Origin of the sequence: Streptosporangium roseum DSM 43021 (genome assembly GCF_000024865.1) — a bacterium.
Lineage (GTDB): Bacteria > Actinomycetota > Actinomycetes > Streptosporangiales > Streptosporangiaceae > Streptosporangium > Streptosporangium roseum.
Window position 1 is genome coordinate 6378451 of record NC_013595.1, and the last position, 13480, is coordinate 6391930.

The following is a 13480-nucleotide window of genomic DNA, read 5'->3' on the forward strand; positions in this document are numbered from 1 at the left end:
AACTATTAAACAATTTCTAGTCAGTGTCAACTATATAGTCAGCACGTCGGCCGCCACGGCGGCGTGATCATGATCTTGCACCACGCCCCCGGGGGACCGGCGAAACGCCGTCGCCACAGGCGGGCGGAAGTGGCGGGCGGAACCACGGCTCGCGGGAGGTCCATGCCCACCGGCTCGTCATCGGCCGCGCCGTACGGCCACCGGGAGGGCGCCGGGCCGGCGGCGGGGAAGCGGGGAGGCGGCGGGGAGGTGGTTTCGGGGCTACCGGCCGCGCGGAAGGATCGGAAGGTGACTCACTCGCGCATCAGCGTCTCGGTCGAGGCCGCCGCCGGACCGCAACAGGTGTTCTCCGTGCTGACCGACTGGCCGCGTCACGGCGAGTGGATGGTCCTGACCCGCGCGCACGTCGCCGCCGGGGACGGCCGGAGCCCCGGGAGCCGGCTGGCGGCCTTCACCGGGGTGGGGCCGGTCGGGTTCCTGGACACCATGGAGATCACCGAGTGGGATCCGCCCACGACCGTGGCGGTCCGGCACACCGGGCGGCTGGTGCGCGGCACCGGGGTCTTCCGCGTGCTGCCCCGTGAGGGCGGCGGCAGCACGATCGTCTGGGAGGAGGAGCTCGACCTGCCGTTCGGCCCGATCGGACGGCTCGGCTGGCCGCTGGTCAGGCCGGCGAACGCGGCACTGTTCCGGCTCTCGCTCCGCCGCCTGGCCGAGCTCAGCGGTCGGTGAGGTCGCGGCTGGAGTCGCGGGCGGCCGGCCGGCCCGGCTCGTCCCGGATGACCTCGCCGTGGATGACCGGCCCGGAGCCGGAGGGCTGGTCGCGCATGGCCTGGAAGGGGGAGCCCGCGCCCCCGAACGGCGAGCCGAGGCCGGGACCGGCCGTCTTCTCCGCGAGGGTGCGGATCCGGCGGGCGAGGAACCGGGCACCGAGCCCACGCATCAGCGGCCGGGTGAACGGCAGGAGGAACAGCAGGCCGACGACGTCGGTGATGAAGCCCGGGATCATCAGCAGCACCCCGCCCGCGACGGTCATGGCACCGCCGGGGGCGCCCGGCTCGGGCATCCGGCCGCTCTGTGCCGCCTCCTGAAGCTTCCGCCAGGCCTTGCGGCCCTCCCTGCGGACGATCCAGGAACCGAGGAGGCTGCCGGCGGCCAGCAGGGCGATCGCGGGCCATACGCCGATGGCCTGATTGACCTGGACGAACACCAGGATCTCCAGGACGGGAACCGCCAGGAAGGCGAGGACCAGCAGAAGGCGCATCATTTCCTCAACTCACGCGACAGCCGTACGACAGTGACAACGCCCCGGATCGCCGCCGCGTTCCGCTTCCGCTCAGCGCGGACGGCGCAGGCGCTGGGGAAGGCCGGAGAAGCCCCACAGGGTGACCCGCCACAGCGCCTCCCCCACGATGGCCCGGTTCATCTTGCTGGCCCCGACGGTGCGGTCCACGAACGTGATCGGCACCTCGGCGACGCGCAGGCCGTTCCGGACCGTGCGCAGGGTCAGGTCCACCTGGAAGCAGTAGCCCTGCGACTCCACGTCGTCCAGGCCGATCTTCTCCAGGGTGCCGGCGCGGTAGACGCGGAACCCGGCGGTGGCGTCGCGGACCGGGACGCCGAGCATCATCCGGGTGTAGACGTTGGCGCCGCGGGAGAGGAACTCCCGCGAGCCGGGCCAGTTGACCACCTTGCCGCCGGGCACCCACCGGGAGCCGATCACCAGGTCGGCCCCGTCGGCCAGCGCCTCCAGCAGCTTGGGCAGCTCCTCGGGCTGGTGGGAGCCGTCGGCGTCCATCTCCACCAGGACGTCGAAGCCCTCCTCCAGCCCCCAGCGGAAGCCGGCGATGTAGGCGGCGCCCAGGCCCTGCTTGCCCGGCCGGTGCAGCACGTGGACGTGGTCGTCCCCGGCCGCCAGCTCGTCGGCGACCGCGCCGGTGCCGTCGGGGCTGTTGTCGTCGGCGATCAGCAGGTGCGCCTCGGGCACCGCGGCACGCACCCGCTCGGCGATGGCCGGCAGGTTCTCCCGCTCGTTGTACGTCGGGACGATGACGAGCACTCGGCCAAGCATCCGCTCCATCATTCGTCTCCCACCTGCCGGTCACCTTCCTGGTTCGCGGAGTGCACCAGGTTACGGGGCCCGCGCCGCCAGGCGACGGCCAACGCGCCCACACTCACAAGTATCAGGGCCCATTCGGGCAGTGCGCCCACGCGCGTGGCGACCGTTTCGGCCGTCCTGACCGGAACGCGCAGAACGTTCGCCGCGGGGACGAGCTCTCCGGTGCGCCAGGCGATCGTGCCGTCGGGGGTCACGTAGGCGGATATACCCGTGATCGCGGAAGTTACCACCGCCCGATTGTGCTCGACGGCGCGGAGCTGGGACATGGCGAGCTGCTGGGCCGGCAGGTTGGTCAGCGCGTAGGTGGCGTTGTTGGTCTGCACCACCAGCGGGCTGGCGCCGGTCCGGGCGGTGTCGCCGACGATGCCGTCGAAGGCCACCTCGTAGCAGTTGATCGCGCCGACCGTCACCGGGCCCACCTTCAGGTCTCCGTCGCGGGTGCCGGACACCGACTGCTTGCCCACCAGGCCCGCCCGCTCGAAGAGGGCCAGCACCAGCTCCTTGAGCGGGGTGTATTCGCCGAACGGGACGAGCTGCTGCTTGTCGTAGTAGGCGCCGGGCCCGGTGACCGGGTCCCACACCAGGCTGCGCGTCGCGCGGTTGTTCTCCCCGATGCCGACCACGGCGCCGACCAGGACGGGCACCCCGATGTCCTTCACCGCCGCGTCGATCTCGCCGCGGGCGAAGTCGCTGCGGTAGGGGTCGATGTCGGTGGAGTTCTCCGGCAGCACGACCAGGTCCGGCCGGGGGGTCCGCCCCTCCCGTACGGCCTGCGCCATCTCGTGGAGCATGCGGGTGTGGTTCCTGAGAACCACCGCGGGTTCGTTCCCCAGGGGGTTCATGCCCCGCCCCGGGACGTTGCCCTGGATGACGCCGATGGTCACGGTCCTGCCCTCGTCGCCGAAGCGGGGGACGGCGAACGCCGCGGCCGGTACGGCCAGCGCCCCGGCGAGCGGCAGGGCGATCGCCCGGTCCCAGCGGGGGGCGGCCGCGAGGCGGAGGGCCAGCAGCGCGATCAGGCCGCCGCACAGGGCCACCGCGAAGGTCACCAGCGGCGCGCCGCCGAGAGCGGCGTAGGGGGTGAAGACCGACTCCCCCTGGCTGAAGGCCACCCGCGCCCAGGGGAATCCGCCGAACGGGAACTGCCCCCGGGCCCACTCCATCGCCACCCAGAGCGCGGCGCTCCACAACGGCCACAGAGGCAGCCGGACGGCCAGGGCGGTGCCGGCGGCCCAGGCGGCGTAAAAGAGGCTCTCCAGCGCCACCAGGCCCAGCCAGGCGTCCACCCCGATCGGGCTGACCCAGTGCAGGGCGGGCAGCAGGAAGGCCAGGCCGGTGAGCAGGCCGAGCCACAGGGCGCGGCGGGGGCGCGAGCCGTACACCGACAGGACGGTGAGCGCCAGGCCGAGAGGCGCCAGGAACCACAGCCCCAGCGGGGGGAAGGAGAGGAACAGCAGCAGTCCGCCCGCGACCGCGCCCGCGATCCGGCCGGCGAGCACCCGGCGCGTGGCGCCCGCGCCCGCCCGCTCGCGCGGCGGGCCGGCGGCGGGGCCGTCCGTGGCGGCCGCTCGCGGCGCCGGGGCGGCCGTCTTCTCCTGCGCCACGGGCGAGGCTCCTTGCGGTGTCGTGCGGACGGTGACGCCCGGTCTTTCCAGCCCGGTCCGCCGGCCGGTCGCTGGGACCCGGCTCTCTCGCCCGACTTTCTAGCCCGAACGGTACCGCTCACCCGGGCGCACCCCAAAAAGCGGGGGCCGTGGACGCGGCAACGGGGTGACCCCCAGAGCGGACGGTTGTCCTGGAGATCACCCCGACGCTTGCGATGCTCGGCACGGGAGCGGGAAGAGGGCCCGGACGACCCTTCGGACCGGTTCCGTCCCGTCGGCGGCGAGCGCGGATTGCCGTTGTCTACTGGGTGCCCGGACCCCTCCTGGGTCCAACCCCCCGCCCGGTCAGGGTGCCCCGCCTCGACGGAACGACGGCCCTGCGCCTGGCTGTACGGACGGGGTGACCCCCGTCACGGGCGCAGGAACCGACGATGTCGAAAGGCGGCCAACCGGCCAGTCCCGTGCTGGACTGGGCAGCAAACTACCGACCCCAGCGCAGATGTCAACCGTGTCACTAACAGCGGAAACATCAAGTTTTCGCAGCTGGGACATGATCGACGAGAGCCGTCAATGCTCTCATGTGATCGGATGTCGCTCAAGTCGAGCAAGCGCTTCGGGGAGCGGACCGCTGTGCACGACGCCAAGACGCTGTGTCGCACGGGTCATCGCGACGTAAAGGTCGCTCGCCCCGCGAGGCGATTCCCGCAGGATCGCCTCGGGCTCCACCACGATGACCGCGTCGAACTCCAGCCCCTTGGCCTGGGTGACCGTCAGGACCGCCACCGGGGCGTCCAGGGCCGCGGCTCCCGGCCCCGCGACCGCGCCGTCGACGGCCCGGGTCACGATCTCCCCGAACTCGCCCATGCCGGACTCGGGCACGATCACGACCAGCCGGCCGCCCTCGACGAGCTCGGCCTTGACGACGTCGGCGAGGGCCTCCACGGGGGAGGCGGCCCAGGGGGCCGACCCCGTCTCCCGGACCGAGGTGGGCGCGACGAGGCCGGGGCCGACCAGCGTGAGCACGTCGGCGGCCACGGCCATCAGCTCGGCCGGGGTGCGGTAGTTGACGCTGAGGTGCTCCTCGCGCCAGCGCCCGGCCACGTAGGGGTCGAGCGCCCGGCCCCAGGAGTGCGCGCCCGCCGCGGATCCGGTCTGCGCCAGGTCGCCGACGATCGTCATCGACCGGGTCGGGACCCGCCGCATCACCATCCGCCAGTCCATCGCGGACAGCTCCTGCGCCTCGTCCACGATGACGTGGCCGAAGGCCCAGGTGCGGTCGGCGGCGGCGCGCTCGGCGGTGGTCAGGTACACGTCGTCGCCCAGGTGCCGGGCGGCGAACTTCTCGGCGTCCATGATGTCGGACAGCCCGGTCAGCTCCAGCACCTCCTTGGCGTAGGTGAGCTGGTGCTGGCGCTCGTCCAGGGCGGCGGCACGCCTGGCGGCCTGCTCCTCCTCGGCGATCCACGCCCCGGCCCGCAGCACCGCCGGGTCGATGTCGCCGAGCAGCTCGGCGGCCTCGTCCAGCAGCGGCACGTCCGACTCGGCCCACCAGTTCTCCCCCTGGCGGGGAGGCTCGCGCAGCAGCAGTTCGCGCTCGGCCGCGCTGAGGTCGCCCGCGGCGTAGTCCAGCCGCTCGCGCGAGGTGAACAGCCCGATGAGGAGCTGCTGCGGGGTGGTGTAGGGCCACAGCCTGTTCAGCGCGGCCTTGACGGGACGCTCCGTGCGGAGGTCCTCGCGGATGTCGGCCAGCTCGTCGTCGTCGATCATGGCCTTGCCGAGCTGCTTGGCGGCCTGCCGGGCGAGCGCGTTGAGCAGGTGGCGGACGAAGATCCCGCGGGCCTCGTTGTGCGGCTTCCTGGAGCGGGTCGCCCGGGTGCGGGCGGCGTCCAGGACGCGGCCGTCGAGTTTGAGACTGTAGCGGTCGAGGCGGATCTCGAGCGGCCGGCGCGGCACCCGCTGCCGTTCCCGTACGGCCCGCGCCACGACCTCGGCCATCCGCCCGTCACCCTTGACCGCGGCGACCTCGGGCCGCTCCCTGACCGTGGGGACGACCCCTGGATACAGTTCGGCGACCGTGGACAGCAGCACGTCGGTCTCGCCCAGGGAGGGCAGCACCTGCTCGATGTAGCGCAGGAAGGTCAGGTTGGGCCCGAGGATGAGCACGCCCCGGCGGGCCAGCTTCTCCCGGTGGGTGTAGAGCAGGTAGGCGGCCCGGTGCAGGGCCACCACGGTCTTGCCGGTGCCGGGGCCGCCCTGCACGACGAGCACGCCGTTGAGGTCTGAGCGGATGATGCGGTCCTGCTCGGACTGGATGGTGGCCACGATGTCGCGCATCCGCCCGGTGCGCCTGGCGGCGATGGAGGCCAGCAGCGCCGCCTCGCCGTTGAGGGTGGCCACGTCGTCGTCGGTGAGGTTGTCGAGGTCGAGCAGGTCGTCGTCGACCCCGATCACCTTGCGCCCCTTGGTCTGCAGGTGGCGGCGGCGGGTGACGCCCATCGAGGCGGCGGGGGTGGCGCCGTAGAACGGCTGGGCGACGGGGGCCCGCCAGTCGATCAGCAGCCGCCGCTGCTCGTCGTCGGCGAGGCCGATGCGGCCGATGTACAGGGAGGTGTGGTCGGCGTTGTCGAGCCGCCCGAAGCACAGGCCGTTCTCGACCGCCCACAGGCGGCCCAGCCGCTCGGCGTACATCCCGGCGAAGGTGTCGCGCTCGGAGCGGTTCTGGTGCGTTCCACCGCTCCCGCCCTGCGCCAGCACCCCGTCCAGCTGCCGCTTGGTGCGCTCGCGCAACAGGTCGAGCCGTTCGTAGAGGCCGGAGACGTACTCCTGCTCCTTGGCGAGCTCGAGTTGACGGGTCGCCGTCGCTCCATTATCGTTGATAGTAATGGGATACTCCGGGCCATTGGCTGGTTGTTATGACAAACCATCACCTTAGCAGGTCCGTCGAGATGTTCACCCCTCCCCTCGCCATCACAGGTTGATTGCGGCACGCCCTTCACGCTTGACGGAATTCGCACGGGTTCCTTAGATTCACTCCGAGTTAGGAAACTTTCCTAACTCCGTTTTACGGGCGACTGTATGACGTGTGCGGACACGGAGGACCTGTGACTCAGCCGACGCCGGGCACCCCAAGCCTGCTGCGTGCGATCAACGACCGCGCCGCCCTGCAGGCACTGCTGGAGCGCGGACCGCTGACCCGCCCGGAGATCGGTGCCCTGACCGGCCTGTCCAAGCCCACAGCATCTCAGTTGCTCGCCCGGCTCCAGGAGGCGGGTCTGGTCGTCCTGAACGGCATCCGCGAGGGACTGCCCGGCCGGACCGCCGAGGTCTACCGGCTCAACCCGGCCGCCGCGCACGTCGCCGCCCTGGACGTCACCCCCGCGCACATCGACGTCAGGGTCGCCGACATCACCGGCGCCGTGATCGGCGAGCACCGGCTGCCCACCCCGGGCCGCTCCGCCGGTGACGTGGTGGAGCGGGTCCGGGCCGCGCTGGAGGGCGCCGGCGCCCCCGCCGACCTGCGGCGCGCGGTCATCGGCGTGCAGGGCGCGATCGACCCGGGCACCGGCAAGCTGGGCTACGCCACCAGCAAGGACATGCCCGGCTGGCACATCCCCGACCTGGTGCCCACCCTCAGCAGGGGGCTCGGCCTCCAGGTCGCCGTCGAGAACAACGTCAACCTCGTCGCCCAGGCCGAGCAGGCGCACGGCGTGGGCCACGGCCGCCAGGACTTCGTGCTGCTCTGGGCCGACGAGGGCCTCGGCTCGGCGCTGGTCCTGGGCGGGCGGCTGCACCGCGGCGCCACCGGGGGCGCCGGCGAGGTCGGCTACATGCCCGCCCCCGGCGCGCCGACCGCCCGCGAGGCGGGGCGTTACGCCAACCACGGCTACCAGGCCCTCACCGGCGGCCCCGCCGTACTCAAGATCCTCAGGTCCTACGGCGTGCGCGGCACCGCCTCCGCCCAGGCCGTGCGGAACGCCGTGCAGACCTCGCAGGCCACCGGGAAGCGCGCCGACGACGCCCGCGCCGGGCTGCGCGACATCGCCGCACGCCTGGCGATCGGCCTGGCCTCGATCACCTCGGTCGTCGACCCGGAGATCATCGTCCTGACCGGCGGCACCCTCCTGGCCGGCGGCGAGACCCTGCGCGAGCTCGTCGAACACGAGCTCCACGCGCTGACCATCCCCCGGCCTCCCCTGCTGCTGTCGACCGTCGAGGGCAACCCCGTCCTCGCCGGGGCGCTCGACCTCGCCCTCGCCGCCACCCGCGACGAGGTCTTCAGCTCCACCGTCCCCTCCTGACCCCCCGTCCTCTCGTGATCCCCCCACACGCAAGGAGGCAGCCGTCGTGCACCGACGCTTTCTCATTCTCGCCACCGCCGCCCTCACGGCCGGGGCACTGACCGCCTGCACCGCGGGCAACCAGAGCGCACCCGCGCTCGGGGCGCAGCCCAAGCCCTCGGGCTCCGCCTCCGCCTCCCTCCCGGCCGCCGCCATCGAGCTGTGGCACGGATTCTCGGCGCCCGCCGAGGTGAAGGCGTTCGAGGACGCCATCGCCGGGTTCCGCCAGAAGTTCCCGCAGATCACCGTCAAGCTGGTCAAGGGAGTCCAGGACGACCAGATCACCCAGGCGGTGCGCGGAGGGAAGGCCCCGGACGTCGCGTCCTCCTTCACCACCGACAACGTCGCCCAGTGGTGCAAGAGCGGAACGTTCCAGGACCTCACCCCGGTGATCAAGCAGGACGGCATCGACCTGTCGGTGCTGCCGGAGGCCTCGCGCTCCTACACCGAGTTCGACGGCAGACGCTGCGTGATGCCGCTGCTCGCCGACGCCTACGGGCTCTACTACAACAAGGCCCTGATGAAGGGCGAGCAGCCGCCCAAGACGCTGTCGGAGCTGACCGAGCTCACCAAGAAGCTCACGGTCCGCGACGCCGACGGGACCATCAAGGTCGCCGGTTTCATCCCGAGCTTCGAGTACTACGAGAACACCGCCTCGCACCTCGCCCCCATGGTCGGCGCCAAGTGGTACAACCCGGACGGCACCTCGGCGATCGGCTCCGACCCGGCCTGGAAGCAGCTCCTGCAGTGGCAGAAGGAGCTCGTCGACTGGTACGGCCACGACAAGCTCGACAAGTTCCGCAAGAGCCTGGGCCAGGAGTGGTCGGCCGACCACCCGTTCTACAAGGGCAAGGTCGCCATGGTGCTCGACGGCGAATGGCGCAACGCCATGATCGCCAATGAGGCCAAGGACCTGGACTACGGCACCGCACCGCTCCCGGTCGCCGACGACAAGCCCGACCTGTACGGCAGCGGCTTCACCGCGGGCACGGTGATCGGCGTGCCCAAGGGCGCCAAGAACCCGCAGGCCGCCTGGGAGCTGGTGAAGTATCTGACCACCGACACCACCGCCCTGGTCACCCTCTCCAACGCCCTGCGCAACGTGCCGACCACCAAGGCCTCGCTGGAGTCGCCGGACCTGAAGAAGGACGCGAACTTCCAGACCTTCATCGACATCTTCGCCCACCCCAGGACCAGCACGATGCCCTCCAGCGTCAACAGCACCTTCAACCAGGAGGCGATCCAGGAGTTCATGCACCAGTGGGAGAAGGGCTCGGTCAAGGACCTCGACGCCGGGCTCGCCGGGGTCGACAAGCGTGTCAACGACAAGCTGAAGCTCTCCGGGGGCTGATCCTCGATGAGCGTCACCCACGCGGCGGCGCCCCCGCGGGCGCGCCGCGAGGGCCGCAAGGCCCTCCTCTGGATGTCACCCTGGCTGGTCGGGTTCGCGGTCTTCTTCGTCTACCCCCTCGTGGCGACGGCCTACTTCTCCTTCCACCGCTACGACCTGTTCACGCTGGAGTTCGTCGGCCTGGACAACTACCGCTACTTCTTCCATGACGACCGGGCCTGGGTCTCCATCAGGAACACGCTGTGGCTGGTGGTGTTCATGGTCCCCGCGCAGGTGCTCTTCGGCCTGGCCGTGGCCCAGCTCCTCACCCGCCTGAAGGCGGGCGCGGGCTTCTTCCGCACGGTGTTCTACCTGCCGTCGCTGGTGCCGCTGGTGGCCGGGACCGTCTCCTTCGTCTTCCTGATGAACCCCTCCGGACCGCTCAACCAGATCATCGAGTTCTTCGGGATCGCCGCCCCCGACTGGTTCGGCGACAAGGACTGGGCCAAGCCCGGCCTGACCCTGCTGGCCATGTGGGGCATCGGCAACACGATGATGATCTTCCTCGCGGCGCTGCTGGACGTGCCCAAGCACCTGTACGAGGCCGCGGCCATCGACGGGGCGGGCGGGTGGCGGCAGTTCCGGAGCATCACACTGCCGATGATCTCCCCGGTGCTGATGTTCTCCACGGTCACCGGCGTCATCTACGCCCTGCAGTACTTCACCCAGGCGATGATCGCCTCCCGGGTCGCCGCCGGGGTCACCGACTCCCCCGGCAGCAGCTTCGTGCCGGGCTACCCCGAGATGTCCACGCTGACGCTGCCCCAGTGGCTGTTCCACGCGGGCTTCCGCGACTTCAGCATGGGCTACGCCTGCGTGCTGGCGCTGCTGCTGTTCGCGGCCTCCATGATCTTCACCCTCGTCCTGCTCCGCCGGTTCCGCGCGTTCACCGACGACGAAGGAGGCAACCGGTGACGACCATCCTGGCCACCAGGCCGCCCGCCACCGCCTCCCCCGCCCGCCGTACGGGCACGCGCGGCAGCCGCGTCCGCAGGACGCTGTACTGGATCGCCACCCACGCCCTCGCCGTGGCGCTGTCGCTGATGTTCATCGGCCCGCTGGTGTTCGTGGCGCTGACCGCGCTGATGACCGACGCCCAGGCGCTCACCGGCGAGCTGTGGCCGGACACCTGGAACTGGGGCAACTTCGCCGAGGTGTTCGCCAGGTCGCACCTGCTGGGCTGGCTGGGCAACACGTTCCTGTACGCCGGGCTCGGCACCCTGTTCATGCTGCTGTCGTCGGTCCCGGTGGCCTACGCGATGGCCCGGTTCCGCTTCCGGGGCCGGAAACTGGCCTTCCTGGCGGTCATCACGATGATGATGCTGCCCCCGCAGGTCATCGCCGTCCCCGTCTATCTCATCTGGGCGCGCTTCGAGCTCACCGGCACGCTGTGGCCGCTGATCCTGCCGATGCTGCTCGGCGACGCCTTCTCGATCTTCCTGCTCCGGCAGTTCCTGATCACGATCCCCAAGGAGTACACCGAGGCCGCCCGCGTGGACGGCTGCTCGGACTTCCGGACCCTGGTCAGGGTGATCCTGCCGATGGCACGGCCGGCGATCGCGGCGGTGGCCCTGTTCCAGTTCTTCTACTGCTGGAACGACTACTATGGGCCGCTGCTTTACGCCCAGATCAACGAGGAAAACTGGACGCTCTCCCTCGGGCTGGCGTCCTTCCGGGCACTGCACAGCGTGCAGTGGAACCTCACCATGGCGGCGACCCTGCTCGTCATGGCCCCGGTGATCATCGTGTTCTTCTTCGCCCAGAAGGTATTCATCGAGGGCGTAACGCTGACAGGAGTAAAAGGGTGAAACTCGCCGTTGTCGGGGGCGGCTCGACATATACGCCGGAGCTGATCGACGGATTCGCGCGGCTCCGGGACGAACTCCCCCTCACCGAGATCGCGCTGGTCGACCCGGACGTCCACCGGCTGGAGCTGGTCGCCGGGATGGCCCGGCGGATGCTGGCGCGCGCCGGTCACCCGGCCAGGGTGGTCGCGACCACCTCGATCGAGGAGGGCGTGGCCGGGGCACAGGCCGTCCTGCTCCAGCTGCGCATCGGCGGCCAGGCCGCGCGCAACGTGGACGAGACGCTGCCGCTGGAGTGCGGCTGCGTCGGCCAGGAGACCACCGGCGCGGGCGGCCTGGCCAAGGCGCTGCGCACGGTCCCGGTGGTGCTGGACATCGCCGAGAAGGTCCGCAGGCACGCGCCCGACGCCTGGATCGTCGACTTCACCAACCCGGTGGGCATCGTCACCAGGGCGCTGCTGGAGGCCGGCCACCGGGCCATCGGCCTGTGCAACGTGGCCATCGGCTTCCAGCGCCGCTTCGCCGCGAAGCTGGGGGTCGCGCCGGAGCGGATCTCCCTGGGGCACGTGGGCCTGAACCACCTGACCTGGGAGCGGGCCGTCCACCTGGACGGGGTGGACGTTCTCCCGCGGCTGCTGGAGAGCCACGGCGAGGAGATCGCCCAGGACATCGGCCTGACGGCCGGCCTGATCCGCCGCCTCGGCGTGGTGCCCTCCTACTACCTGCGCTACTTCTACGAGCACGACCTCGTGGTGGAGGAGCAGAGGAGCAAGCCGTCGCGCGCGGCGGAGGTCGCGGCGATGGAGGCGACGCTGCTGGAGATGTACGCCGACCCGTCGGTGGACACCAAGCCCGAACTGCTGGAGAAGCGCGGCGGGGCGTTCTACTCCGAGGCCGCGGTGGCGCTGATCGCCTCGCTGCTCGGCGACCGCGGCGACACCCAGGTGGTCAACCTGCGCAACGACGGCACGCTGCCGTTCCTGGCCGACGACGCGGTCATCGAGGTCCCGGCCAGGATCACCGCCACGGGCGCGGCGGCGCTGCCGGTGGACCCCGTCGAGCCGCTCTTCGCCGGGCTCGTCGCCCACGTCACGGCCTATGAGACGCTGGCGCTGGAGGCGGCCCTGCACGGCGGCGAGCAGCGCGTCTCGGACGCGCTGCTGGCCCACCCGCTGATCGGCCAGGCCTCGCTCTCGGACGACCTGGCCCGGCGTCTCATCGACGCCAACCGTCAGCACCTGCCCTGGGCGACCACGTGAGAACCGTCCTGGCCGTGGACGGCGGCAACAGCAAGACCGACGTCGCGCTGGTCGGCGAGGACGGCTCCGTCCTGGCCACCGGCCGCGGCGCGGCCTTCGAGCCGCAGAGCGCGGGGGTGGGCGCCGCGATCGACGTGATCGGCGACGCCGTACGGCTGCTCGGCCCGGACCTCGTGCCGCCGTTCGCCGACCACGTGGCCGCCTACGTCGCCGGCGCCGACCTGCCGGTCGAGGAGGAGGCCATCCGCGACGAGATCCTCGCCCGCGAGTACGGCCGGGACGTGGTGGTCGGCAACGACACCTTCGCGCTCCTGCGCGCCGGGGCCTCCGGGCCCGCGGGCGTGGCCGTGGTGTGCGGTGCGGGCATCAACGCCGTGGGGGTCTCCCCCACCGGGGAGGTGGCCAGGTATCCGGCCCTGGGCCGGCTCACCGGCGACTGGGGCGGCGGGATGGGGCTGGGTGAGGAGACGCTCTGGCACGCCGTCCGGGCCGAGGACGGCCGGGGCCCGGCCACCGCGCTGGACCGCGCGGTCCGCGAGCACTTCGGCACCCGCACCGTCGAGGAGGCGGCGCTGGCCATCCACTTCGGCGACCTGCCCCCGTTCAGGCTGCACGAGCTGGTGCCGGTGCTGATGGCCGTCGCCGCCACCGGCGACGAGGTGGCCCGCTCGATCGTGGTCCGGATGGCCGACGAGGTCACCGTCCTCGCGGTGGTCGCGCTGCGCCGCCTGGACCTGCTGGGCACCCCGATGGAGGTGGTCCTGGGCGGCGGCGTGCTGACCGCCCGCGACCCGCTGCTGAGCGACCTGATCGAGCGGCGCTTCGCCGAGCAGGCTCCCCAGGCCAAGCTGATCGTCGCCGACGTGCCGCCCATCGTGGGCGCGGCCCTGCTCGGCCTGGACGCCCTCGGCGCCGCCGAGGAGGCCAAGACCCGCCTCCGCGCCCACTACCACGCCATGGCGTGAG

At 71.6% G+C, this 13480-nt stretch carries 11 protein-coding genes; 7 read left to right on the plus strand and 4 right to left on the minus strand.

Annotation, left to right across the window (positions count from 1 at the left end):
* Positions 1-288: 288 nt before the first annotated feature.
* Positions 289-732, plus strand: a complete 444-nt coding sequence (locus SROS_RS28025; RefSeq protein ID WP_043653115.1) for an SRPBCC family protein — start codon at positions 289-291, stop codon at positions 730-732.
* Here the strand turns inward: SROS_RS28025 and SROS_RS28030 are convergent.
* The 4 genes from SROS_RS28030 to SROS_RS28045 all read right to left on the minus strand — a co-directional run bounded on the left by SROS_RS28030 (position 719) and on the right by SROS_RS28045 (position 6600).
* The gene (locus SROS_RS28030; RefSeq protein ID WP_245564300.1) at positions 719-1267 is read right to left on the minus strand and encodes an FxsA family protein; all 549 of its coding nucleotides are present in this window, start codon (positions 1265-1267) and stop codon (positions 719-721) included. The two genes, SROS_RS28025 and SROS_RS28030, sit on opposite strands and share 14 nt — an antisense overlap.
* A 69-nt stretch (positions 1268-1336) precedes the next feature.
* Complete coding sequence (locus SROS_RS28035) at positions 1337-2080, minus strand: polyprenol monophosphomannose synthase (RefSeq protein WP_012892297.1); 744 nt, start codon at positions 2078-2080, stop codon at positions 1337-1339.
* The gene (gene lnt, locus SROS_RS28040) at positions 2080-3723 is read right to left on the minus strand and encodes an apolipoprotein N-acyltransferase (RefSeq protein WP_012892298.1); all 1644 of its coding nucleotides are present in this window, start codon (positions 3721-3723) and stop codon (positions 2080-2082) included. Before lnt ends, SROS_RS28035 begins: the two co-directional genes overlap by 1 nt.
* Before the next feature lie 576 nt (positions 3724-4299).
* Positions 4300-6600, minus strand: coding sequence for a HelD family protein (locus tag SROS_RS28045; RefSeq protein ID WP_012892299.1), 2301 nt, complete (start codon positions 6598-6600; stop codon positions 4300-4302).
* A 224-nt stretch (positions 6601-6824) separates the two neighbouring features.
* Here SROS_RS28045 and SROS_RS28050 point away from each other — a divergent pair, with 224 nt between their 5' ends.
* Genes SROS_RS28050 through SROS_RS28075 form a run of 6 tightly spaced genes read left to right on the plus strand, consistent with a single transcriptional unit; the run spans position 6825 to position 13479 of the window.
* The gene (locus tag SROS_RS28050) at positions 6825-8021 is read left to right on the plus strand and encodes an ROK family transcriptional regulator (protein ID WP_012892300.1); all 1197 of its coding nucleotides are present in this window, start codon (positions 6825-6827) and stop codon (positions 8019-8021) included.
* Between the two features lie 46 nt (positions 8022-8067).
* Positions 8068-9411 carry an ABC transporter substrate-binding protein gene (locus SROS_RS28055; protein WP_012892301.1) on the plus strand — a complete coding sequence of 448 codons (1344 nt, stop codon included), beginning with the start codon at positions 8068-8070 and terminating at the stop codon, positions 9409-9411.
* 6 nt (positions 9412-9417) lie between these two features.
* On the plus strand, positions 9418-10365 hold the full coding sequence (locus tag SROS_RS28060; protein WP_012892302.1) for a carbohydrate ABC transporter permease: 948 nt from the start codon (positions 9418-9420) through the stop codon (positions 10363-10365).
* Positions 10362-11258, plus strand: coding sequence for a carbohydrate ABC transporter permease (locus tag SROS_RS28065; protein WP_012892303.1), 897 nt, complete (start codon positions 10362-10364; stop codon positions 11256-11258). The genes SROS_RS28060 and SROS_RS28065 overlap by 4 nt, the downstream gene beginning before the upstream one ends.
* Positions 11255-12514, plus strand: a complete 1260-nt coding sequence (locus tag SROS_RS28070; RefSeq protein WP_012892304.1) for a 6-phospho-beta-glucosidase — start codon at positions 11255-11257, stop codon at positions 12512-12514. Before SROS_RS28065 ends, SROS_RS28070 begins: the two co-directional genes overlap by 4 nt.
* Positions 12511-13479: an N-acetylglucosamine kinase gene (locus SROS_RS28075; RefSeq protein ID WP_012892305.1), complete on the plus strand. Its 969-nt coding sequence runs from the start codon at positions 12511-12513 to the stop codon at positions 13477-13479. The genes SROS_RS28070 and SROS_RS28075 overlap by 4 nt, the downstream gene beginning before the upstream one ends.
* The last annotated feature ends 1 nt before the right edge of the window (position 13480 follow it).